Genomic DNA, 24,793 nt, shown 5'->3' on the forward strand with positions numbered 1-24,793 from the left:
GCGTCCTGGAGGATTCGAACCTCCGACCGCCTGGTTCGTAGCCAGGTACTCTATCCAGCTGAGCTAAGGACGCGCAGATCTTCTTGCTAAGAAGTTGTGAAGTAAATCACATTCATTTCTTACGAAACAAAAAAAAGGCCATCGGGCCAGTCAATGAATGGCGGTGAAGGAGGGATTCGAACCCTCGATACGGGATAAACCGTATACTCCCTTAGCAGGGGAGCGCCTTCAGCCTCTCGGCCACCTCACCGTTTTCATTGTTATATCTCAGAAGAGATATGGCGCGTCCTGGAGGATTCGAACCTCCGACCGCCTGGTTCGTAGCCAGGTACTCTATCCAGCTGAGCTAAGGACGCACTTTTTGTTGATAAATCAACGTTGCAAGAATGGCGGTGAAGGAGGGATTCGAACCCTCGATACGGGATAAACCGTATACTCCCTTAGCAGGGGAGCGCCTTCAGCCTCTCGGCCACCTCACCGTCTTGCGGAGGCACATATTACGTTTTACCGAAAATATGTCAAACACTTTCTTTGAAAAAATCTACGAAACTGGCTTAACCGTTGCTGATTTAATCAAAGTGACTATTAAACGAACTTTATCACTCTATTATGATGAAAAAAAGAGAGTCTTCTCTGAAAAAAAGACATTTATTTTCAAATAACTTTCTGAAGTTCGAATCAACATTATTGATGAATTCACAGCCATACTCAACACAATAGTTTCTGCAAATTTTCAAAAACAGTAAAAACTAAAAAGGCCAACCCTTCGGTTAGCCTTTTTCATTCAAACTAAGCTCTGTAAACAGGAGCGACTTAGTAGTTACCTGAAGCAACGTTGCCATTGCCTTTTTCAGCTTGAATGCGCATGTAGATTTCTTCACGGTGAACTGAAACCTCTTTCGGAGCGTTAACGCCGATACGCACTTGGTTACCTTTAACACCTAGTACAGTTACAGTCACTTCATCACCAATCATCAGTGTTTCGCCTACGCGGCGAGTCAAAATTAGCATTCTTTGCTCCTTGAGTAATCTCTAAATTTTCTTGCTACAAAGCTATTATCCAACAAAAGTTATATTTTCGTAAACTACCTTGTTAGCGAAAATCAGCCTAAAAAGGCATGTTTTTGTTGAATGTTTAATGCTTCACTAGACGTAATGTAAGCATCATGCAGAATGTTTGCTGCTGTATCCACACATTCGGGTGCTAAAACTAGCATCATAGTGAGTGCATTCGTTGCGCTGAAATTGATCTCAATATCTCGCTTTGCCAACAAATCGCATGCGTGCTCTACCATTCCATTGGCCTCAAGCCCCACTGCGGTCAACAGGCTTACCACTTCACTATTACGGATTTTGTCGCTGAACACCAGGTCGAACTTGGCACATGCATCTTGTTTTATCATGATACCTGCCCGTTCTGTTTCCTCGATCACATTCCAAATGTCGATACCCAACATCTGACATTGTTTTGTAGCACTAGATAAATGTTCTTTATCGACTTCGATTATGGCAAGGTCACGTTGAATGGCTATACCAGAGACGGCTTGATTGCCTAACTCCCCCTTTACCAGACTGCCTTCATTAACATCAAATGTCGAAAGCACGCGCAGTGGCACATTATTCTTCCATGCAAATTGCACTGAAGGTAAATGTAATACTTTCGCGCCTCGGCTTGCCATCGCTTCCATGGAAGGAAAATCGATAACCGCCAATTTTCGCGCGTTTTTCACTACACGTGGGTCACAAGTATAAATACCATCAACGTCGGTAAAGATTTGACACTCATCAGCGCGCAATGCGCCTGCCAGTGCCACTGCGCTCGTATCTGAGCCACCTCGACCTAATGTGGTGATATCCCCGTTCTCATTCACACCTTGAAAGCCTGCAACAATCACGATTTGGTCTTGCTCAAGCAATCCCAGAATTGTCTTAGTATCAATGTGTTTAATCGTTGCGTCATTGTGTTGATTATCCGTCACAATATTCGCCTGTGCTCCGGTAAGCGAGCGTGCAGCATGACCCAATTTATTGAGTGTCATTGCTAACAGTGCCATTGACACTTGCTCACCAGCAGAGAGCAAAACATCAAGTTCTCGAGCTGTAGGCACGCTATCTATCTGTTTAGCGAGGTCCATCAGTCTGTTTGTTTCGCCTGACATTGCAGACACGACAACAACAACTTGATTGCCATCATTTTTCGCCTTAATGATGTGTTCAGCAACTTGGTGGATTCTTTCAATTGAACCCACGGAGGTTCCGCCAAACTTTTGCACGATAAGGGGCTTTTTCACCAGTCTTCACCTTCCCAAGACCGAAGTCTCTTTAGAACTGCTTACATCGTCAGTATTTCCTTTTAGAAAAATTATATAAGCAGTAGTTACAACAAAAACCAAATAGCCTAAATGACTCGGTTAACTTTTGGTCAATTAAACCACTTGGCTGCTAAAAAAATTACGCTCAATCAAAGAAACTTGATTGAGCGTAATTTTAGTAGTTAAAAGCTTATAAGCGCTCTTCTAACCAAGGCTGAACTGTTTTAATTGCCTCTGGTAGTGCGGCTACATCAGTACCACCAGCTTGAGCCATGTCAGGACGACCACCGCCCTTACCACCGACTTGCTCAGCAATCATCTTAACTAGATCACCAGCTTTTACTTTACCAGTTAGATCTTTAGTCACACCAGCAATCAGGCCAACCTTGTCACCTGTTACGTTAGCAAGCAGTACGACACCAGACCCCATTTGGTTCTTGATGTCATCAACCATAGTACGTAGGTTCTTGCTGTCAGCGCCTTCAAGAGCTGCGACTAGAACTTTTGTACCATTGACTTCAACCGCTTTGCCCATGATGTTAGCGCTTTCTGCTGCCGCCATCTTATCTTTTAGCTTCTGCACTTCTTTCTCTAGCGCTTTTGCTTTCTGTGCAGATTCTGCCAGTTTCTCTTCGTACTTCGCGTTTTGAGCTTCAATCGCGTCTAATGCAGCCTCGCCTGTTACCGCCTCAATACGTCGAATACCTGCAGCAATGCCGCTTTCTGAAGTGATTTTGAATAGGCCAATATCACCTGTGCTTGATGCGTGAATACCACCGCAAAGCTCTGTCGAGAAGTCGCCCATAGATAGTACGCGTACTTCGTCGTCGTACTTCTCGCCGAATAGAGCCATTGCGCCTTTCTTCTTAGCAGACTCAATGTCCATCACGTTGGTTTCAATCGTGTGGTTGCGACGAATTTGCGCGTTAACTAGGCGCTCAACTTCTTTCAACTCTGCTGCGGTTACGGCTTCTAGATGCGAGAAGTCGAAACGTAGGTTGTCTGCCTTCACCAATGAGCCTTTCTGCGTTACGTGCTCACCTAAAACCTGGCGTAGTGCTGCGTGTAGCAAGTGCGTTGCTGAGTGGTTTAGAGAGATAGCTGCGCGACGCTCTGCGTCAACGATAGTTGCTACTTCATCACCTTTCGCTAGAACGCCTTCTGCCATTACACCGTGGTGCGCGATTGCGTTACCTAGTTTTTGAGTGTCCTCAACGCGGAATACACCAGACTCAGTACGGATTTCACCAGCGTCACCACACTGACCGCCTGACTCTGCGTAGAATGGTGTTTCACCAAGTACGATGATTGCTTTGTCGCCCGCAGATAGCGAATCTACTTCGTTGCCTTCAACGAACATCGCTGCTACAGAACTAGAGCCTTTAGTACCTGTGTAACCACAGAATTCTGTTTGCGTATCAACTTTGATTGCTGCGTTGTAGTCAGTACCGAAGTTACCCGCTTCACGCGCACGTTGACGCTGCTCTTCCATCGCTTTCTCGAAACCTTCTTCGTCGATTGCGAACTCACGCTCACGTGCAACGTCGTTAGTTAAGTCAGCTGGGAAGCCGTAAGTGTCGTAAAGTTTAAATACGGTTTCGCCGTCCAGTACTTTACCGTCTAGGTTATCTAATGCTTCGTTTAGAATCGCCATACCGCGCTCAAGTGTACGACCAAAGTTTTCTTCTTCGATACGCAGTACTTTTTCAACCACAGCTTGTTGACGCTTCAGCTCTTCACCAGCCGTACCCATGATGTCTGCCAGTACGCCAACCAACTTGTGGAAGAATGCACCTTGTGCGCCCAGCTTGTTACCGTGACGAACTGCGCGACGGATGATACGGCGTAATACGTAACCACGACCTTCGTTTGAAGGCATAACGCCATCCACGATCAGGAATGAACATGAACGGATGTGGTCAGCGATAACGCGTAGTGATTGGTTTGATAGGTCTTCGTAACCGATCACTTCTGCTGCTGCTTTGATAAGAGCTTGGAACACATCGATTTCGTAGTTTGAGTGAACTCCCTGCATGATTGCAGAGATACGCTCGATACCCATACCAGTATCTACCGATGGTTTTGGTAGCGGTTCCATAGTGCCGTCTGCGTGACGGTTGAACTGCATGAATACGTTGTTCCAGATCTCGATGAAACGGTCGCCATCTTCTTCAGGCGTGCCAGGACGACCACCCCAGATGTGCTCACCGTGATCGTAGAAGATTTCAGTACATGGACCACAAGGGCCAGTGTCGCCCATTTGCCAGAAGTTATCAGACTCGTACGGCTTGCCGCCTTCTTTGTCACCAATGCGAACAATACGATCAGCGGGCACGCCAACTTTCTTGTTCCAGATGTCAAACGCTTCGTCATCGGTTTCGTAAACAGTTACCAATAAACGATCCGCTGGCAGTTTAAGAACTTCGGTTAAGAATTCCCAAGCAAAGGAGATCGCATCTTCTTTGAAGTAATCGCCAAAGCTGAAGTTGCCTAACATTTCAAAGAATGTGTGGTGACGAGCAGTAAAGCCAACATTTTCTAGGTCGTTATGTTTACCACCAGCACGTACGCAACGCTGAGCCGTAGTCGCTCGAGTGTAGGCTCGTTTTTCTAAGCCTAAGAAACAATCTTTAAATTGGTTCATACCTGCGTTTGTGAACAACAGGGTTGGGTCGTTATGTGGAACTAACGATGAACTTTCTACGATTTGGTGTCCTTTGCTCTCAAAGAACTTGAGGAACGCGTTACGAACCTCATCAGTGCTCATGTACATGCAGCTCTTCCTGAAAATAGTCGAGTTAGAATTTTGCCGTATTGTAGATCATGCAAACAGCTGAGACTAGTTTTCTTGAGGAAAAGAGGGAGTAGGAGAAAAAATTTGAAGCAAAACAAAAATCAGCGCAATTGGATCAACGCTAATCTTGGTCTTCAAAGGCAAGCGCATAGCTAATTTGGTCGAAACTGTAGCCTCGGTATTGTAGAAAACGGACTTGTTTTGCGTATTCTTTTTGGTCCTTGGCTTTGACGCCTTTGAATTTCTTTTCTGCCGCCTGTTTAGCCAGTTCAAACCAATCTTGCGGCTCTTCAGCCATAGCTTGCTCAATCACCGATTCCGCAACACGCTTCTGGTTTAACTCTTGACGAATTCGACGCTCTCCATGTCCTTTGTATACATGCTGTCTAATTTGACTCTTCGCGTAACGTAAATCATCTAGATAATTATGGTCTAGGCAAAAATTAATTGCGATGTCGATGTCTGATTCTTCATAGCCCTTCATCGATAATTTTTGGTAAAGCTCATACTGACCATGATCGCGACGGCTAAGCAATTGGATAGCTGCCTCTTTGCTCGATAATGTTGGCGCCTGGCGTTTTTGGTACATGATGATCCTAAAAGTATTTTTGCTGTACAGGCTCTCAATGGCCTTTGTGATAATTCGATTTTTGATTTCAATAGATACAACAAAGCCCCGCATTGCAGGGCTTTGTCATTTATTAATCTATGAGAGATTAAAACTCTTCAGCTTGCTCTGGCGCTTCACCAGCTTCAGGCGCTTCCGCAAGTGCTGGCGCTAGCAACATTTCACGCAGTTTTGTATCGATAGTTTTAGCCACTTCAGGGTGCTCACGCAGGTAGTTACACGCATTCGCTTTACCTTGACCAATCTTATCGCCATTGTAGCTATACCAAGCACCGGCTTTTTCAACTAACTTGTGCTTCACACCTAGATCGACAAGTTCACCTTCGCGGTTAAAGCCTTGGCCGTACATGATTTGTGTGTTTGCTTCTTTAAATGGTGCTGCAATCTTATTCTTAACAACTTTGATGCGCGTTTCGTTGCCTACGACTTCGTCACCTTCTTTGATTGCGCCAGTACGACGGATATCTAGACGAACAGAAGCGTAGAACTTAAGTGCGTTACCACCTGTTGTTGTTTCTGGGTTACCAAACATCACACCAATCTTCATACGGATTTGGTTGATGAAGATACACATACAGTTAGACTGCTTTAGGTTACCCGTTAGCTTACGCATTGCTTGAGAAAGCATACGTGCTTGCAGACCCATGTGGCTATCGCCCATTTCGCCTTCGATTTCTGCTTTCGGTGTTAGTGCTGCAACAGAGTCGACAACCATAACATCGATAGCACCAGAACGTGCAAGTGCGTCACAGATCTCTAGAGCTTGCTCACCTGTGTCTGGCTGAGAAACTAGCAATGCATCGATATCAACGCCAAGTTTCTTCGCGTATACAGGATCTAGAGCATGCTCTGCATCGATAAACGCACACGTTTTGCCTTCACGTTGCGCAGCAGCAATAAGCTCAAGCGTTAATGTTGTTTTACCTGAAGATTCTGGGCCGTAGATTTCTACGATACGACCCATTGGTAGACCACCAGCACCCAAAGCGATATCAAGAGAAAGAGAACCCGTTGAGATGGTTTCTACGTCCATTGCGCGGTTATCACCAAGGCGCATGATAGAGCCTTTACCGAATTGCTTTTCAATTTGACCTAGCGCAGCGGCGAGCGCTTTCTGTTTGTTCTCGTCCATTACTTTCTCCGATTTATTCATCTTCTTTGGGCGACGAATAGTAATTCATTTTTCTTAAGCAGAAGAACTGCTCAGCAATGAAAGTTATTATACTGTTGATTCATACAGTGTCCATACCTGTATGAAAAAAATTTGGCTGACCTAAAGTCATGATTTGCTCTAGCCCTTATCAATGCTGGGCTAAAACAAGTTAAGAAATTCTAGAGCAGATGTTGATACAATTGAGTCAGCGCGTGCTCGACCGCTTTTTTGCGAACTTCTGCACGGTCACCAGAGAAATGCATGGTTTCGACTTGCTGCCAACTTTGGTTATCAGCAAAAGCAAAGCAGACCATGCCGACTGGTTTCTCTTCACTGCCACCACCCGGCCCTGCAATACCACTGATGGACACACCGATGGTGGCATTGGAGTTTTTAATTGCACCCTGCACCATTTCAATCACAACTGGCTCACTCACTGCACCATGCGCTTCTAACGTTGAAGCTTGCACACCAAGCATCTCCATTTTCGCTTCATTACTGTAGGTGACGAACGCACGGTCAAGCCAAGCTGAACTACCAGCAATGTCAGTAATGGCGGTTGCAACACCACCACCTGTGCATGATTCTGCGGTTGTTAAAACATGCCCGTGTTTAGCCAATAATGCGCCTAAATCGGCACTCAATTTTGTTGTTTTTTCCATAGCCAAAATGCCCTTTGTCTCTTTTTACTTGATAGGGATTCACGTATCCTAAGCCGCTACGGAAATAAACAAAAGAACTTACCTGTGAAAGCTGAACAAAAACACACTCCGATGATGCAGCAATACCTCAAGCTAAAAGCTGAGAACCCAGAGATTTTGCTGTTCTACCGCATGGGCGATTTCTACGAACTCTTTTACGATGATGCCAAGCGAGCTTCTCAGCTTCTTGATATTTCATTGACCAAACGTGGTGCGTCTGCAGGTGAACCTATCCCAATGGCGGGTGTGCCATTTCACGCCGTAGAGGGCTACCTGGCAAAACTTGTTCAGCTTGGTGAGTCTGTGGCGATCTGTGAACAGATTGGCGATCCGGCCACCAGCAAGGGACCGGTAGAACGTAAAGTTGTGCGTATCGTGACACCAGGTACTGTGACGGATGAAGCGCTGCTTTCTGAGCGTGTCGATAACTTAATCGCAGCAATTTACCATCACAACGGTAAGTTCGGTTATGCGACGCTGGATGTCACCTCTGGTCGCTTCCAACTGACAGAACCAGAGACTGAAGAAGCGATGACAGCCGAGCTTCAACGTACTGCACCACGTGAGCTACTGTTCCCAGAAGATTTTGAACCTGTACATTTAATGGCGGGCCGCAATGGTAACCGTCGTCGCCCAGTCTGGGAGTTTGAGCTTGATACGGCTAAGCAACAACTCAATCAACAATTTGGCACAAAAGATCTGGTTGGTTTTGGTGTAGAACATGCGTCCTTAGGGTTATGTGCTGCTGGTTGTTTGATCCAGTACGTAAAAGATACTCAACGTACGGCTTTACCTCATATTCGCTCTTTAACGTTTGATCATCAGGATCAATCCGTCATCCTTGATGCTGCTACCCGACGTAATCTGGAAATTACTCAAAATCTAGCAGGCGGAACCGATAACACGCTCGCTGCAGTACTCGACCATTGTGCAACTCCGATGGGCAGCCGAATGCTGAAGCGTTGGTTGCATCAGCCTATGCGTTGCATTGAAACGTTAAACAATCGCCTTGATGCGATTGGTGAGATTAAAGAACAAGCTCTGTTTGCCGATCTTCAACCAACGTTAAAGCAAATTGGTGATATTGAACGTATCTTAGCGCGCCTTGCATTACGCTCTGCTCGCCCTCGCGATATGGCTAGACTTCGCAATGCCATGCAACAGCTACCAGAGCTAGAATCTGTCACCGCTTCTTTGACCCATCCGTACCTAACGAAATTGGCGAAGTATGCAGCTCCGATTGACGAAGTATGTGACCTGTTAGAGCGCGCGATTAAAGAAAATCCGCCGGTTGTTATTCGTGATGGTGGCGTCATCGCTGAAGGCTACAATGCGGAGCTCGATGAATGGCGAAAATTGGCAGACGGTGCAACAGAATATCTTGAGCAGCTTGAGCGAGATGAGCGTGAACGACACGGTATCGATACGCTTAAAGTAGGCTATAACAACGTTCATGGCTTCTTTATCCAAGTGAGCCGTGGCCAGAGCCATTTGGTTCCACCGCATTATGTACGTCGCCAAACACTCAAAAACGCTGAACGCTACATCATCCCAGAGCTTAAGGAACACGAAGACAAAGTACTTAACTCGAAATCTAAAGCGTTAGCACTTGAGAAACAGTTGTGGGAAGAACTGTTTGATCTATTGATGCCAAACCTTGAGAAGCTGCAAAACCTAGCTTCTGCCCTGTCTCAACTGGATGTATTACAAAACCTAGCAGAGCGTGCAGATTCGTTAGATTACTGCCGCCCAACGCTTGTGAAAGACGCAGGAATTCACATTCAAGCTGGTCGTCATCCAGTCGTAGAACAAGTAACAACAGAGCCGTTCATCGCGAACCCAATTGAGCTTAACCCAGCCCGTAAGATGTTGATCATCACCGGTCCAAACATGGGTGGTAAATCAACCTACATGCGTCAAACTGCGCTGATTGCATTGATGGCACATATCGGCTCTTATGTACCGGCAGAATCCGCACAGATTGGTTCTTTAGATCGTATATTTACTCGTATTGGTGCGTCAGATGATCTTGCATCTGGCCGCTCGACCTTCATGGTAGAAATGACCGAAACAGCCAATATTCTTCACAACGCAACTAAGAACAGTTTGGTGCTAATGGATGAAATCGGACGCGGTACTAGTACTTACGACGGTCTGTCTTTAGCTTGGGCAAGTGCGGAATGGCTCGCAACACAAATTGGTGCGATGACCCTATTTGCAACCCACTACTTCGAATTAACAGAGTTACCAAGCCAGCTGCCAAACTTAGCGAACGTTCACTTGGATGCCGTAGAACATGGAGATAGCATTGCCTTTATGCACGCAGTTCAAGAAGGTGCGGCAAGTAAGTCTTACGGTCTGGCTGTTGCGGGCTTAGCAGGCGTACCAAAAACGGTCATCAAAAATGCGCGTAACAAGCTATCTCAGCTAGAGCTACTGGGGCAAAACAGTGACACACCACGTCCAAGTGCAGTAGATGTGGCTAACCAGTTGAGCCTGATTCCAGAGCCTAGCGAGGTCGAACAAGCTCTGTCAGGTATTGACCCTGACGACTTAACGCCACGCCAAGCTCTTGAAGAGCTGTATCGCTTGAAGAAGATGCTGTAAACAGACTCACACCGACGAGCAAAAAAGAAAAAAGGCTATGGGGAACCATAGCCTTTTGTGTATCTAGTGAAATACGGATTGTTTAATCGTCTTCTACGTTAAACAAGTTTTCCATATTCAAACCTTGTTTGATTAGGACTTCACGAAGACGACGTAAACCTTCCACTTGTATTTGACGTACTCGCTCACGTGTCAGACCAATCTCTCGACCAACTTCTTCCAGCGTCGAAGGCTCATAGCCTAGTAGGCCGAAGCGTCGTGCAAGCACTTCTTTCTGTTTCGGATTCAACTCTTCTAACCAATGAATCAACGATGATTTGATGTCGTCATCTTGAGTCGAAACTTCTGGATCAGAGTTGTTTGCATCAGGAATAATATCCAGCAGCGCTTTCTCACCGTCACCACCGATTGGCGTGTCGACAGAGCTAATACGCTCATTAAGGCGTAACATTTTGCTTACGTCTTCGACTGGAATATCTAATTGAGCAGCAATTTCTTCTGCGGTCGGTTCGTGATCGAGCTTTTGAGAAAGTTCACGCGCAGTACGCAGATAAATGTTCAGCTCTTTCACTACATGGATAGGTAGACGGATCGTGCGAGTTTGGTTCATCAACGCTCGCTCTATCGTTTGTCGGATCCACCACGTTGCGTAAGTAGAGAAACGGAAACCACGTTCTGGGTCGAATTTTTCGACCGCTCGGATCAAGCCGAGGTTACCTTCTTCAATCAGATCAAGTAGTGCTAGACCACGGTTACTGTATCGACGAGAAATCTTAACAACCAAACGTAGGTTACTTTCGATCATACGTTTGCGTGCCGCTTCGTCGCCACGTAGGGCGCGTCTTGCGTAAAGCACTTCTTCTTCGGCAGTAAGTAAAGGTGAGAAGCCAATTTCGCCCAAATACAACTGAGTTGCATCTAAGCTTTTACTGCTCGCGTCAAATTCTTCACGCGCAGTCGCTTTGCTTTCTGTGGATGATGATCTTTCGAGTTCGTTATCAATGGTCTTCACTGACGCATTGTCAAATGCAAACTCTTCAACTTTGGTTACTGTGTTGCTGATACTCATAACGCCTCCCCCTGGCGAGTTAGCAAGACATGACAACTCAATATGTCGCTAAATGATGTCGCAAGTTGTTTTTCAAAGTTTTAAGGCAAATAGCGTTTTGGATTCACTGATTTACCTTGATAGCGAATTTCAAAGTGTAGTTTGACCGACTTTGCACCTGAACTACCCATGGTGGCGATTTTTTGTCCGCTTTTTACGCTTTGTCCTTCTGTGACCAGCAGTTTGTCATTATGTGCGTATGCGCTTAAATAATTGTCGTTATGCTTTACTATAATTAAGTTGCCATAACCTCGTAGCGCATTGCCTGAATAAACGACTGTGCCGGCTGCGGTTGAAACGATAGGTTGACCACGCTGTCCTGCGATGTCGATACCTTTATTTCCCTGTTCTCCCGCCGAAAAGTTCTTGATTACTCTCCCTTTTGTTGGCCACAACCACTTTGAGACTTTATCACTCTTTGCTGTGGTAGTTGGCGCTTTTTGCTTCACTTTTTGGTTATCTTTTGAACCAACATACTCCTTTGTTTTCGATTGTTCAACCTTCTTTGGAGGCTGTTTTTGTACGACTTTAGGCTTAGTCTCTGTAGGTTTTTGACTAGAGTTTTTACTCGAAGGTTTAGGTTTAGAGGCTGTTGATGTTTTCGTCACTGGAGCTGGGGGTGTCGTAACAACAGGAGCCACAACGGGTTCAACTTTTTGACCATATTTAGGGGCGACATATTTCGGAGCCCAAAGTTTTAGCCTCTGTCCTGGGTAGATAGTGTAAGGCTGAGTTAACTCATTGTAACGAACAAGATCATTTACATCTTTATCTGTGACATAAGCTATGAAGTAAAGCGTATCGCCTTTTTTTACCTCATAATAACTCCCTCTGTAACTCCCTCTTTCAAGGCTTGAATAGTCTTTTTTTAGACTAGAGACAGGTGCAGGGGAATGCGCTGCACAACCAACTAGTCCTGCAGCAAACACAAAGCTAATACCAATATGACGTAGTAACTTATTCACCTATCCCTAACCCTTAAGCTAAATCACCCGCAACCAGAGGTACGAACCGAACCATTTCTACAACGGTAGAGAGATATTCGTCTCCCTTACGCTCTATTTTTAATAACTGTTGCTCCGTATCTCCAACAGGAATGACCATTTTGCCGCCATCTCTTAATTGTGAGAGAAGAGCTTGGGGAATCACTTCAGCGGCAGCGGTAACAATGATAGCATCGAAAGGACCTCGCGCTTCCCAGCCCTGCCACCCATCAGCATGCTTAGTTGAAACATTGTAAATATCCAATTGCTTCAGGCGACGCTTTGCTTCCCATTGCAACGATTTAATTCGCTCAACGGAGTATACATGATCAACAATTTGCGCCAGTACCGCGGTTTGATAACCCGATCCCGTTCCGATTTCCAGAACACGACTCGCCGGCTCTAGCTCAAGCAACTCGGTCATACGAGCAACGATATAAGGCTGAGAAATAGTTTGTCCCTGACCAATTGGTAACGCATTGTTATCATAGGCTTGGTGCATCATCGCTTGAGAAACAAAGCTTTCTCGTGGCAAGCGTTGGATAGCATCCAGAACTCTTTGGTCTTTGATGCCACTGGAGATAAGAAACGCTATCAACCTGTCAGCATGTGGGTTACTCATTACTTCTCTTCCTTTAACCAACTATCCATAGCACGCAGCGACTCGTGAGCGGTGAGATCAACTTGCAGAGGCGTCATTGAAACTCGGCCATGCTCAATTGCATAAAAGTCCGTGCCCTCTCCTGCATCTTGCTCCTTTCCTGGTGGCCCTAACCAATAAATGTCATGGCCTCTCGGATCTTTCTGCTTGATCATATTCTCTGCGTGATGACGTGCACCTAAACGCGTAACTTCAATTTCACCTAAATTCTCTGATGGTAAGTCAGGCACGTTTACGTTCAGTAGACGATTCGTTGGAATCGGCGACGCTAAATGCTGTTGTACAATTTGACGTGCAATTTTAGCGGCGGATTCGAAATGTCGCTTACCCACTAGTGAAAAAGCCACCGACTGAACGCCAAGGAAATGACCTTCCATGGCGGCTGCTACTGTTCCAGAATAAAGAACATCATCACCCAAATTAGCGCCATGGTTGATTCCTGACAGAACAAGATCAGGCAAATCATCTTTCATTAGCTCATTCAGCGCGAAATGCACACAATCCGTGGGCGTGCCTTGCACTGAGTAGATATTTGGGGCAATTTCAGTCACGCGTAATGGTTGTTCTAATGTGAGTGAATTCGAAGCACCTGAACGATTTCGATCAGGTGCGACAATGGTCACTTCGGCGATATCTCTCAACTCATCAGCGAGGGCATGAATCCCTTGTGCATGAACACCATCATCATTGCTGATTAAGACTCTTAAGGGCTTCGGGTTTCGTGAATCCTGTTCCATTAGTATTCTCTTTCTACTTCAACCTCATTAACTAACTCACGAACAATAGAGGTCGCAAAAGATCCCGCATCCAGTGAGAAAGTCAGCGTAATGTTGTTACCTTCAACCGTCCAAGCTAAATCTTTTGGCTTCAGCGCAATATCGCGACGATCGTGGCGCATGCGATTACCACGAATCAGCGCCATGAGGTAAGGCTCTTCGTCTAAAAACGGTTGCTCTAATGCCAGAGCCTCGGCTTGAGTAGGCAGTGCATTATCGCCAGCAAGCGCAGCGGTAATTGCCGCTTCACCTTGTGCAAATTGTACTTGCAAATCAGTGATGTTGTTTGCATCAATCAACTGAGTGCCAGAATTCGTCCGTGCAATGTCACCATCAATGAACTTATCAAACACACCATTCTCTAGACGAGCTGAAACGATGCGGTTGAAAATCCACGAACGAGCCGCTGATAAATACATGCTTCGCTTGTTTTGATTGCGGGTACGAACGTTTTCGCGTCCCCATCGACGTGCTTCTTCAAGGTTGTTGCCATCGTTACCAAAACGCTGACTACCAAAGTAGTTTGGCACGCCAACTTGTTTCACTTTTTCAAGACGTTGCTCTACATCCGCTATATCTGTCACTTCAGACAAAGTAACCACGAACTCGTTCCCTACTAGGTCACCAGGACGCAGTTTTTTATTGTGACGATCTGTTGCAAGGATTTCGATACTTGGGTATTGAGCCAAAAACGCTGAAAAATCTGGCGTTTCACCTTTTGGTAAATGGACACTTAACCACTGTTCCGTCACCGCATGACGGTCTTTAAGACCCGCCCAGCTAACGTCTTTCGACTTAACACCACAGGCTTTTGCTAACTCGTTAGCAACGAAGCTGGTGTTCTCGCCCGTTTTACGGATACGAACCATTAAGTGCTCGCCTTCGCCCGTAAAGGCAAAACCTAAATCTTCGCGAACCTGAAAATGCTCTGGCTGCGCTTTAATTTTTGCCGATGCAACTGGCTTACCCGTTAGGTAAGCCAATGAAGATAAAATGTCTGACATGATGTGTTTCCGCTGATATCACAGCTTAGAGGAGCAAATTGCTAGTTATTGCTTAAACAGAAGTACAACGGCTTCCGTTGCAATGCCTTCTTTGCGTCCAGTAAAACCGAGACGTTCTGTCGTCGTCGCTTTTACGTTAATGTTACTAATGTCGGTTTCTAGGTCTTCGGCTATCGCCGCACACATTGCGTCAATGTGTGGTGCCATTTTAGGCGCTTGTGCCATGATGGTTACATCAGCATTGCCAAGACGGTAGCCTTGCTCTTTAACTCGACGGTAAACGTCTTTCAGTAATTCACGACTGTTTGCGCCTTTCCATTTATCATCCGTATCTGGGAAATGACGACCAATATCGCCGGCAGCAATCGCGCCCAGCAGAGCATCCGTTAACGCATGCAACGCTACATCGCCATCTGAGTGTGCAATCAAACCTTGCTCATAAGGGATTGCTACACCACCAATAATGACTGGGCCTTCACCACCGAATTTATGTACATCGAAACCATGACCAATTCGAATCATTTTCTATCCTTTCTTTATTCGCCGCGCTCACGGCTTAGATAAAACTCGGCTAACGCAAGGTCTTCTGGCTGAGTGATTTTTATATTGTTCGCATTCCCTTGAACTAAGGCTGGCTTCTCGCCTAACCACTCCAAAGCCGAGGCTTCATCAGTAATAGTTACACCCTGTTCTAATGCGTCAGCCAGTGCTTGAGTAAGCTGCTGAGTTTTAAACATTTGTGGAGTCAGTGCATGCCACAATGCTTCTCTATCTACCGTATGATCGATATCTTGCACTGCGTTTGCTCGCTTCATTGTATCTCTCACAGGAGATGCGAGAATGCCACCCGTTGAGTGGGCGCAGCAAACATCAATCAAACGGTCAATGTCGGATGTTAATACACATGGCCTTGCAGCGTCGTGAACTAATACCCACTCGCTTTCCAGATGCTCATTGACATAGTTTAGCCCTGATAACACAGAGTCTGCTCTTTCTTTACCACCAGCTACACGAATCACATCTGGGTGCTTAGAAACGGACAATTCTGGGTAATATGGGTCGCCGTCAGTAACGGCAACGACAACCTTAGAAATATTTGGGTGAGAAAGCAGTTTCTCTACGGTATGTTCCAGTACCGCTTTACCTTCGATCAATAAATATTGCTTAGGGCGATCTGCCTTCATTCTGCTACCCACACCAGCAGCAGGCACAATTGCGATATGCGATGAGTTCATATCCAACATTTTAATGGTTTTCCTCACCTATAATGCGGTAAAAAGTCTCGCCATCTTTAACTAAACCGAGCTCATGACGCGCACGTTCTTCAATCGCATCAAGACCTTGCCTTAAGTCATCAATCTCAGCGAACATTTCATTGTTGCGAGCTTGTAGCTTGCTGTTCACTTGTTGCTGAACTTCAATTTCATCTTTTACTGTGTAGTAGTCAGACACTCCGTTTTTACCAAACCATAGAGTGTATTGAAGCAAGCCAAACAGTAGCGTAAGGGCTATAACAAAGATTCGCATATCGCTGCTAACATTCTGTACCGGAAGGAATTAGATAAGGTGACATATATAGCATAAATGCGAGGTTGCCTCTAGGGGAGAAAGGGAGACTCACACGCTCCTTACAAGAAATAAGCAGCAAAATGAAACAAGCTCATAGGAAGCGCTCCTTACCCATGACCAAAGTAAGAGCCAAAAATACAAACCTATAAATACAAAAAACCGCCGTAGCGATGGTTTCAAAAAGCTATTTAGCGAAACTTTACTCAATAAGAATTAAGCTTGATCTTTAACTTCTTTGAGACCGCTTACTTGAAACATGGAGGAGTGCGCTTCCGTTATATAAAAAAACACCCCGCCAAGGCAGGGTGTTTTGAAAGCTTTAAGTTAAGCGGTTAATTCAATTAAGAATTAAGCTTGACCTTTAACTTCTTTAAGACCGTTGAAAGGAGCGCGCTCACCTAGAGCTTCCTCGATACGGATTAGCTGGTTGTACTTAGCAACACGGTCAGAACGGCTCATAGAACCAGTTTTGATTTGACCTGCTGCTGTACCTACCGCTAGGTCAGCGATAGTTGCATCTTCAGTTTCGCCAGAACGGTGAGAGATTACTGCTGTGTAACCTGCGTCTTTAGCCATCTTGATTGCAGCTAGAGTCTCAGTTAGAGAACCGATTTGGTTGAACTTGATAAGGATAGAGTTAGCTACGCCTTTCTCGATACCTTCAGCAAGGATCTTAGTGTTAGTAACGAATAGATCGTCACCTACTAGTTGAAGCTTGTCACCTAGTAGTTCAGTTTGGTGCTTGAAGCCATCCCAGTCAGACTCGTCTAGACCGTCTTCGATAGAAACGATTGGGAATTGGTTAGCTAGCTCAGCTAGGTAGTGGTTGAACTCTTCAGAAGTGAAAGTTTTACCTTCGCCTTTCATGTTGTAGATGCCAGCTTCTTTGTCGAAGAACTCAGATGCAGCACAGTCCATAGCTAGAGTTACGTCTTTACCTAGTTCGTAACCAGCAGCTGCAACAGCTTCTGCGATAACTTCTAGAGCTTCAGCGTTAGATTTAAGGTTAGGAGCGAAACCACCTTCATCACCAACTGCAGTGCTGTAGCCTTTAGACTTAAGAACTTTAGCTAGGTTGTGGAATACTTCTGCACCGATACGTAGACCTTCTTTAAGAGTCTTAGCGCCAACTGGTTGGATCATGAACTCTTGGATGTCAACGTTGTTGTCTGCGTGCTCACCACCGTTGATGATGTTCATCATTGGTAGAGGCATAGAGAACTGACCTGCAGTGCCGTTTAGCTCAGCGATGTGCTCGTATAGAGGCATGCCTTTCGCAGCAGCAGCAGCTTTAGCGTTTGCTAGAGAAACAGCTAGGATAGCGTTAGCACCGAATTTAGATTTGTTTTCAGTGCCGTCTAGTTCGATCATTACTGCGTCGATTGCAGCTTGGTCTTTAGCGTCTTTGCCAACTAGAGCTTCAGCGATTGGGCCGTTTACAGCTTCAACTGCTTTAAGAACACCTTTACCTAGGAAACGTGCTTTGTCACCGTCACGTAGCTCAAGAGCTTCGCGAGAACCAGTAGATGCGCCAGATGGAGCTGCCGCCATACCTACGAAACCGCCTTCTAGGTGTACTTCAGCTTCTACAGTTGGGTTACCACGTGAGTCGATGATTTCACGACCTAGAACTTTAACGATCTTAGACATTAATGTTTCCTCTCGTTTCAAATATAAATGTCAATCTTAAAGGGCAGCAGCACAACCTTCGCCGCCGCCCGTATCCTTTTACTTCTCGAATTCGCCGCGTGCGTTTTGGCCCGCAGCCTTAACAAAACCTGCAAACAATGGATGTCCATCGCGAGGAGTCGAGGTGAATTCTGGGTGGAACTGAGCCGCTACAAACCATGGGTGAGCTGGGTTCTCAATCATTTCCACTAACTTCTTGTCCGCAGATAGACCTGATACTTTTAGGCCTGCTTTTTCGATTTGCGGACGAAGCACGTTATTCACTTCGTAACGGTGACGGTGACGTTCATGGATCGTCGCGCTACCGTACAGTTCACGAGCTTTAGTCCCTTTCTCTAGGTGACACAGCTGTGAACCAAGACGCATCGTACCGCCTAGGTCAGACTTTTCAGTACGCTCTTCTACGCTACCTGATTCGTCTACCCACTCTGTGATCAAACCTACCACAGGGTACTTAGTCTCTTTGTTAAATTCTGTTGAATGTGCACCTTCCATACCCGCAACGTTACGCGCGTATTCGATTAGTGCAACTTGCATACCCAAACAAATACCTAGGTAAGGCACGTTATTTTCACGTGCATATTGAGCCGCACGGATCTTGCCTTCAATACCACGATCGCCGAAGCCACCTGGTACTAGGATTGCGTCCAAACCTTCTAGAAGTTCAACGCCTTTTGTTTCGATATCTTGTGAGTCTACATACTTAATTGTGACGCTTAGGCGGTTTTTCAAGCCAGCGTGTTTAAGCGCTTCGTTCACAGATTTGTATGCATCTGGTAATTCAATGTATTTACCAACCATACCGATGGTTACTTCACCAGTAGGATTTGCTTCTTCGTAGATAACCTGTTCCCATTCAGAAAGGTCTGCTTCAGGAGCAGTAATACCAAAGCGAGCACACACAAGGTCATCTAGCCCTTGAGATTTAATCAACTGAGGGATCTTGTAGATAGAGTCTACATCCTTCATTGAAATTACTGCTTTTTCTGGAACATTACAGAACAGTGCGATTTTTTTACGCTCATTCGCAGGAATAACGCGATCGCTACGGCAAACTAGGATGTCTGGCTGAATACCGATAGATAGAAGTTCTTTTACAGAGTGTTGCGTCGGCTTAGTTTTCACTTCGCCCGCTGCCGCTAGGTAAGGAACAAGTGTTAGGTGCATGAACATTGCGCGCTCACGGCCTAGCTCAACAGCTAGCTGACGAATCGCTTCCATAAATGGTAGTGATTCGATATCACCAACAGTACCGCCAACTTCAACGATAGCCACATCATGGCCTTCAGAACCTGCAATAACGCGATCTTTGATTGCGTTAGTGATATGAGGGATAACTTGAATAGTTGCGCCTAGGTAGTCACCACGACGTTCTTTACGAAGTACGTCGGCATAAACACGACCTGCAGTGAAGTTGTTACGCTTGGTCATCTTGGTACGGATGAAACGCTCGTAGTGACCAAGGTCAAGGTCAGTCTCTGCGCCATCCTCTGTAACGAACACTTCACCGTGCTGAGTAGGGCTCATTGTGCCCGGGTCAACGTTGATGTAAGGGTCAAGCTTCATCATAGTCACTTTAAGACCACGAGCTTCTAGAATAGCCGCAAGAGATGCTGCTGCAATACCTTTACCTAGAGAGGATACAACCCCGCCAGTAACAAAAATGTAATTTGTCGTCATGTTTAACCTGAAATTGGTTGAATGAGGGAAATGGAGTGCTTCTGGACGGGAGATAAATATACCAGAAGCTCCTTACCGCCACAACGTGAAATCTATCACACCGTAATTTTTTATTTTTTGCTTCAAATCAAAGTGAGCAAAGACAAACCAAAGTCCGTTTTCGTGTAACCAAACAAGCTGACCTTATATTATGTATTCTGCCAGTTTACCTCTGCCTCGATTCTTCTTGTTTTACTTCATCCCAAAAATGGTCAAGTTCTGATAAAGAACAATCTGTAAGTACTTTGCCTGACTGCTGGACCTTGCCTTCAACTTGTTTAAAACGTCGCGCAAACTTTACGTTTGCTTTTCCTAGCGCGACTTCTGGGTTTTTATCAAGGTGGCGAGCCAAATTGACAGTCGCAAATAGCAAATCACCGAGCTCCAACTCAACTTTCTCTTCATCGGGCTGAACTTGCAGTGCCTCTTCCATGACTTCGTCAATTTCTTCTCGTACTTTATCGACAACCGGGCCAAGTGAATCCCAATCAAACCCAAATTTTGCACATTTTTTCTGAATTTTTGTAGCACGAGAAAGTGCCGGTAAAGAGTTTGGTATTGAGTCTAGGATACTTTCTTCCGCTTTGCCTACTAGGGCTTTTTCTTTTGCTTTTTCCGCTTCCCAGTTCGCGTTAATTTCCTCGTCAGATTCAAACTCAACATCTGAAAAAACATGCGGGTGGCGACGAGTCAGTTTTTCGTTCACGGTTTCGACGACATCCGAAAAGTCGAACAGCTCTTGCTCTTTCGCTAGCTGACTGTAAAAAATCACCTGAAACAACAAATCCCCTAGCTCTTCTTTTAGATTGGGCCAATCTCGATTTTGAATCGCGTCCACCACCTCGTAGGTTTCTTCTATTGTATGCGGAACGATGGTGTCAAAGGTTTGTTTTAAGTCCCAAGGGCAACCGTTTTCTGGGTCACGCAACTTCGCCATGATTTGTTCTAATTGTTCAATTGGATGACTCATTTTTTGTTCCTTTAAACCTTTCTACTAAAGAAAAAGGTGAGCGGCCAAAACCACTCACCTTCTACATTATATTTTCTCAGCAGCTTTCACTAAGTAATTGTTACTTTGACAAGGCAACAAGTTTTCGCGACTCCTGAGCATAGCCTACTATGTGATGCCCCTGAGCCGGCACGTCGGAATAAGTGCAGCTAACGCAGATAAAAAGCCAAATATGACGCAAGTGTAACTCTGTAAATAGTTGAAGTTGTAGCTAGGCGACAAACAAACGAGACTCCTGAGCATGGTTCACCATGTGATGGAGCGAGTGCGTGCAGTCAACAACGCTACAACGATAACTATGACGAGAGTTTTAGCCGAGGCGTTTCACCGTCATGACATCCTTGATCTGTTCCACACGTTTCGAAACCCGCGAAAGCACCTCAATATTAGTGACTTCTAGGTCAAAGTCCATGATGGCAAGTTGACGTCTGTAATCGACTCGGTTCTTCATACTGGTCACTTTGATCTTTTCGTTGGCGAACAGTGTCGTAATGTCTTTGAGTAGACCACCTCGCTCCATCGCTTCAACACGGACGGTGAGGATGTATGACCCGACGAAGCCGCTGCCCCAGACAGTATCAATGATGCGCTCTGGCGCATGATGGCGCAGTTCTTCTAGCTGTTCACAGTCACTACGGTGTACTGAAATCCCACGACCTTGCGTTATGTAACCAGAGATATCGTCACCTGGAATTGGCTGACAGCAACGTGCTAGATGTGTCATTAGGTTATCGACGCCTTCTACAACGACGGCGTCTTTTTTCGGTCGGCTTTGCGCGGGTGACTTATGCTCAGCTTCTTGCAGTTTTTCCAGTGCTTGCTGGTCTTCTTCCTCTGCCGTTGGCTTGTTAACTAATGCGTTGATATGGTTAATGATTTGGTTGATGCGCAAATCACCGCTACCTACCCCAACATACAATTCATCTGGTGTTTTGACGTTAAACCGCTTGAGGGCGTAATGCTCTGCATCTTTTAACGTTGCGCCAATTTTGGCTAACTCATGCTCAAGGATTTCACGACCTGCTTCAAGGTTCTTCTCACGGCTTTGTTTTCGGAACCAGGCGTTAATTTTGGCACGCGCACGACCAGAATGAACGAAGCCTAATGATGGGTTTAACCAGTCACGTGATGGGTTAGGTTCTTTCTGAGTGATAATCTCGACTTGGTCACCCATATGTAATTTATGCGTGAACGGCACAATACGACCTCCGACTTTGGCACCGATACAACGGTGTCCCACTTCGGAGTGAATGTGATAGGCAAAATCTAGCGGCGTTGCCCCCATTGGCAAATCGACAACATCACCACGTGGTGTAAAGGCATAAACACGGTCATCAAAGACTTGGCTACGCAGCTCATCGAGCATTTCGCCAGAGTCAGACATTTCTTCTTGCCAATCCAGTAGCTTACGCAGCCACGTGATCTTCTCATCATAACCGCTTCGGCTGCTTGCCCCTTCTTTATATTTCCAGTGCGCTGCAACCCCCAGTTCCGACTCTTCATGCATTTGCTTGGTACGAATCTGGATCTCGATGGTTTTGCCTTCTGGCCCTAGAATTACTGTATGGATCGATTGATAACCGTTTGGTTTAGGGTTAGCAACGTAGTCATCAAACTCGCTCGGCAGGTGCTTGTATTTGGTGTGAACTACGCCTAAAGCCGCGTAACAATCTTGCAGTTTGTCTGCGATGATACGCACTGCTCGCACATCAAACAGCTCATCAAAGGCCAAACTCTTTTTCTGCATTTTTCGCCAAATGCTGTAGATGTGCTTAGGTCGACCACTCACTTCGGCATTGATGCCCGATACTTCCATTTCGTGCGTGAGGTCTTCAACAAAGTCTTTGATGTACTGTTCACGAACGATGCGCCTCTCAGAAAGCTGCTTGGCAATTTGTTTGTAAGTTTCCGGCTGTTGGTAGCGGAAAGCGTAATCTTCAATTTCCCATTTCAGCTGACCGATGCCTAATCGGTTTGCTAGCGGCGCATAGATGTTGGCACACTCTTTTGCCGCCGCACGTCGAACTTCATCTGGCGCTTTTTTAACTTCAATAAGGTTACAAATTCGTTCCGCGAGCTTGATAACTACGCAGCGGAAGTCATCCACCATGGCAAGCAGCATGCGGCGTACGTTATCTACCTGAGATGACGCTGCACTGCCTTCCATGTTGACGTTGAGTTGGCCAATAGCAGCCATTTCTTCAACGCCGTCGATTAATTTTATGATTTCTTTGCTGTATTTCTCTTCCAGAATTTCTCTGTTAAAAGCACCACTTGAAACCAAAGGAAACAGTTGAGCAGCCACTAAAGTGGCTTGATCCATAGACAAGGTGATCAAAATTTCGATCATTTCTCGTCCACGCCACAACAACAGTTCCGCTTGCTCGTTATCAGCTAATACTGTCTGGCAATCTCGATATACTTCGATTAAGCGTGAGGCTGTGTTTTTCTCTTGTCCTAGGCTAGCCACCCAGTTTTCGAGTTCAAACTGTTCATCTTGGTTTAAATGCGCGCTTCTTACCGCAACCATCTCATCATCCTAATTATTATATTCGTGTGGTTTGACTAACACCGTCCAGGTTAGTTCTTTTTACCGCGCGTACACGCTGGCTTTATGACCACCCACCACAAATAAGGGGTCAAAGTCCTAAAGTTAGGACTTTTCAAACAATGCCATCGATTCTAGATGACTGGTATGAGGGAACATATCCAGCATACCTAATTTCGTTAATTTATAGCCTTGCTCTATCAAGCTTTGACTATCCCTAGCAAGGGTAGCAGGATTACAAGAAACATAAACTACACGCTGTGCGCCAAGCTCAGAAACTTGATCGATGATCCCACTCGCTCCCGCGCGTGCCGGGTCTAATAATACTTTATCAAACCGCTCTGCGGCCCAGGCTTGGCCTTCAAAATCTTGCTCAAGGTTAGCGTGATAAAATTGCGCGTTATTGATTTGGTTCAAAGATGCATTGTTTGTGGCTTTTTCTACCATCTCTGCAACACCCTCTACTCCAACCACGTGCTTAGCTAATTTCGCAACTGGTAAACTAAAGTTGCCTAAACCACAGAACAAATCTAACACTCGGTCACTCTTTTGTGGGTCTAACCACTCAACCGCTTGCTTGACCATTTGTTGGTTTACACCTTGGTTTACTTGAATAAAGTTATTTGGTGCAAAAGGGATTTTCACTCCAACTTCTTGATAAAAAGGCATATCGCCTTCGATAAGGTCTAATTGTTCTGTCGATGGCATTAAGTACAACGATGCGCCATGACGTTTTGCCAACTCCGTTAGAGATTGAGTTTCACTCGTTGTCAGAGCGCTCAAGTGGCGCAGCGTAATACACGGCCCATTATCACCAAGTACCAGCTCTACATGACCCAATTGTTCAGGCTTTTTGAACGCTTTTAGGGCTGAGTAAATCTCTGGCAGCAAAACATTCAGTTCCGGTGCCAGCACTGGGCAATCGGTCACTTGCGCAATTTGCTTACTCTGCTTTTTACGGAAACCAAAATGTAGCTGACGTGTTTTTTTATCAACAAACAAGCTCACTCTCGCACGGCGACGGTAGGCCTGCGAATATCCCAATAACGGGGCATCTAGTTCAATGTCACTGCCTGAAAATTTTCGCATTAGCTGACGCAACGTTTGCTGTTTGTACGTCAATTGTTGGTCATAATCTAGATGCTGCAAATCACAGCCACCGCACTCATGATAATGTGGGCAAAATGGCTCCACACGAGCTTCACTCGGCTTAAGGATTTTAATCAACTTACCGCGAGCGTATTTGCTCTTTTCTTCCACCAATTGAGTGACCACCTCCTCACCCGGCAGTGCTCCATCGATAAACAATGGCTTCTTTTTGAGGTAAGCAATGCCTGCGCCGTGGTGATCTAAACGCTCTACTTGCACTGCTTGGTGCCGAGTATTGAGTTGGGTTTTCTTTTTCGGTTGAAAGATGCGTGCCATGCTCTATGCCTGATTTATGTGTAATTGCTCTTCGGCTTCACTATTCTTGATTGCAGCCGTTGTGTGATTCGAGTGACTTGATTATGCTTACCGTTTATTCGGTGACG

The 24,793-nt window shown here is 45.6% G+C and carries 20 protein-coding genes and 4 tRNA genes; 1 reads left to right on the forward strand and 23 read right to left on the reverse strand.

What is annotated here, in order from left to right:
- The 10 genes from R8O70_RS19760 to pncC form a co-directional block, all read right to left on the reverse strand.
- Positions 1-73, reverse strand: a tRNA-Arg gene (locus R8O70_RS19760).
- An 85-nt stretch (positions 74-158) separates the two neighbouring features.
- Positions 159-250: transfer RNA gene (locus R8O70_RS19765), tRNA-Ser, on the reverse strand.
- Between the two features lie 29 nt (positions 251-279).
- Positions 280-356, reverse strand: a tRNA-Arg gene (locus R8O70_RS19770).
- A gap of 31 nt (positions 357-387) precedes the next feature.
- Positions 388-479, reverse strand: a tRNA-Ser gene (locus tag R8O70_RS19775).
- A gap of 334 nt (positions 480-813) precedes the next feature.
- Positions 814-1,011 carry a carbon storage regulator CsrA gene (gene csrA, locus R8O70_RS19780; protein ID WP_004415691.1) on the reverse strand — a complete coding sequence of 66 codons (198 nt, stop codon included), beginning with the start codon at positions 1,009-1,011 and terminating at the stop codon, positions 814-816.
- A gap of 92 nt (positions 1,012-1,103) precedes the next feature.
- Positions 1,104-2,291: an aspartate kinase gene (locus R8O70_RS19785; RefSeq protein WP_005383803.1), complete on the reverse strand. Its 1,188-nt coding sequence runs from the start codon at positions 2,289-2,291 to the stop codon at positions 1,104-1,106.
- Between the two features lie 211 nt (positions 2,292-2,502).
- Positions 2,503-5,085, reverse strand: a complete 2,583-nt coding sequence (gene alaS / locus R8O70_RS19790; protein WP_005380872.1) for an alanine--tRNA ligase — start codon at positions 5,083-5,085, stop codon at positions 2,503-2,505.
- A 142-nt stretch (positions 5,086-5,227) separates the two neighbouring features.
- Positions 5,228-5,695, reverse strand: a complete 468-nt coding sequence (gene recX / locus R8O70_RS19795) for a recombination regulator RecX (protein WP_025768848.1) — start codon at positions 5,693-5,695, stop codon at positions 5,228-5,230.
- A 127-nt stretch (positions 5,696-5,822) separates the two neighbouring features.
- Positions 5,823-6,866, reverse strand: coding sequence for a recombinase RecA (gene recA, locus R8O70_RS19800; protein ID WP_005380874.1), 1,044 nt, complete (start codon positions 6,864-6,866; stop codon positions 5,823-5,825).
- 200 nt (positions 6,867-7,066) lie between these two features.
- Positions 7,067-7,549, reverse strand: coding sequence for a nicotinamide-nucleotide amidase (gene pncC, locus R8O70_RS19805; RefSeq protein ID WP_005383794.1), 483 nt, complete (start codon positions 7,547-7,549; stop codon positions 7,067-7,069).
- Between the two features lie 84 nt (positions 7,550-7,633).
- Between pncC and mutS the strand changes: the two genes are divergently transcribed.
- Positions 7,634-10,195 carry a DNA mismatch repair protein MutS gene (mutS, locus tag R8O70_RS19810; RefSeq protein WP_025768847.1) on the forward strand — a complete coding sequence of 854 codons (2,562 nt, stop codon included), beginning with the start codon at positions 7,634-7,636 and terminating at the stop codon, positions 10,193-10,195.
- 82 nt (positions 10,196-10,277) lie between these two features.
- On the opposite strand, the gene rpoS is transcribed toward mutS, so the two are convergent.
- The 13 genes from rpoS to rlmD form a co-directional block, all read right to left on the reverse strand.
- The gene (gene rpoS / locus R8O70_RS19815) at positions 10,278-11,264 is read right to left on the reverse strand and encodes an RNA polymerase sigma factor RpoS (protein ID WP_005380887.1); all 987 of its coding nucleotides are present in this window, start codon (positions 11,262-11,264) and stop codon (positions 10,278-10,280) included.
- A gap of 80 nt (positions 11,265-11,344) precedes the next feature.
- Positions 11,345-12,268 (reverse strand): peptidoglycan DD-metalloendopeptidase family protein, encoded by a 924-nt coding sequence (locus R8O70_RS19820; protein WP_017633546.1) that lies wholly within the window; start codon positions 12,266-12,268, stop codon positions 11,345-11,347.
- 13 nt (positions 12,269-12,281) lie between these two features.
- Positions 12,282-12,908, reverse strand: a complete 627-nt coding sequence (locus R8O70_RS19825; protein ID WP_005380892.1) for a protein-L-isoaspartate(D-aspartate) O-methyltransferase — start codon at positions 12,906-12,908, stop codon at positions 12,282-12,284.
- The gene (gene surE / locus R8O70_RS19830; protein WP_005380894.1) at positions 12,908-13,684 is read right to left on the reverse strand and encodes a 5'/3'-nucleotidase SurE; all 777 of its coding nucleotides are present in this window, start codon (positions 13,682-13,684) and stop codon (positions 12,908-12,910) included. Before surE ends, R8O70_RS19825 begins: the two co-directional genes overlap by 1 nt.
- The gene (gene truD, locus R8O70_RS19835) at positions 13,684-14,727 is read right to left on the reverse strand and encodes a tRNA pseudouridine(13) synthase TruD (RefSeq protein ID WP_085570057.1); all 1,044 of its coding nucleotides are present in this window, start codon (positions 14,725-14,727) and stop codon (positions 13,684-13,686) included. The genes surE and truD overlap by 1 nt, the downstream gene beginning before the upstream one ends.
- A 45-nt stretch (positions 14,728-14,772) precedes the next feature.
- On the reverse strand, positions 14,773-15,249 hold the full coding sequence (ispF, locus tag R8O70_RS19840; RefSeq protein ID WP_005380896.1) for a 2-C-methyl-D-erythritol 2,4-cyclodiphosphate synthase: 477 nt from the start codon (positions 15,247-15,249) through the stop codon (positions 14,773-14,775).
- 14 nt (positions 15,250-15,263) lie between these two features.
- Positions 15,264-15,971, reverse strand: coding sequence for a 2-C-methyl-D-erythritol 4-phosphate cytidylyltransferase (gene ispD, locus R8O70_RS19845; protein WP_318184327.1), 708 nt, complete (start codon positions 15,969-15,971; stop codon positions 15,264-15,266).
- Between the two features lies 1 nt (position 15,972).
- On the reverse strand, positions 15,973-16,254 hold the full coding sequence (gene ftsB, locus R8O70_RS19850; RefSeq protein WP_005380907.1) for a cell division protein FtsB: 282 nt from the start codon (positions 16,252-16,254) through the stop codon (positions 15,973-15,975).
- 390 nt (positions 16,255-16,644) lie between these two features.
- Positions 16,645-17,946: a phosphopyruvate hydratase gene (eno, locus tag R8O70_RS19855; RefSeq protein ID WP_005383785.1), complete on the reverse strand. Its 1,302-nt coding sequence runs from the start codon at positions 17,944-17,946 to the stop codon at positions 16,645-16,647.
- Positions 17,947-18,024: 78 nt separating this feature from the next.
- Positions 18,025-19,665, reverse strand: a complete 1,641-nt coding sequence (locus tag R8O70_RS19860) for a CTP synthase (RefSeq protein WP_021034029.1) — start codon at positions 19,663-19,665, stop codon at positions 18,025-18,027.
- Positions 19,666-19,870: 205 nt separating this feature from the next.
- Positions 19,871-20,674, reverse strand: a complete 804-nt coding sequence (gene mazG, locus R8O70_RS19865) for a nucleoside triphosphate pyrophosphohydrolase (RefSeq protein ID WP_005383780.1) — start codon at positions 20,672-20,674, stop codon at positions 19,871-19,873.
- A 349-nt stretch (positions 20,675-21,023) separates the two neighbouring features.
- Positions 21,024-23,243, reverse strand: coding sequence for a GTP diphosphokinase (relA, locus tag R8O70_RS19870; RefSeq protein ID WP_005380915.1), 2,220 nt, complete (start codon positions 23,241-23,243; stop codon positions 21,024-21,026).
- Positions 23,244-23,366: 123 nt separating this feature from the next.
- Entirely contained in the window at positions 23,367-24,686 is a 1,320-nt protein-coding gene (rlmD, locus tag R8O70_RS19875) for a 23S rRNA (uracil(1939)-C(5))-methyltransferase RlmD (RefSeq protein ID WP_154205033.1), read from the reverse strand.
- Positions 24,687-24,793 lie beyond the last annotated feature (107 nt).

Origin of the sequence: Vibrio sp. 779(2023), assembly GCF_033344285.1 — a bacterium.
GTDB classification, from domain to species: Bacteria; Pseudomonadota; Gammaproteobacteria; order Enterobacterales; family Vibrionaceae; genus Vibrio; species Vibrio alginolyticus.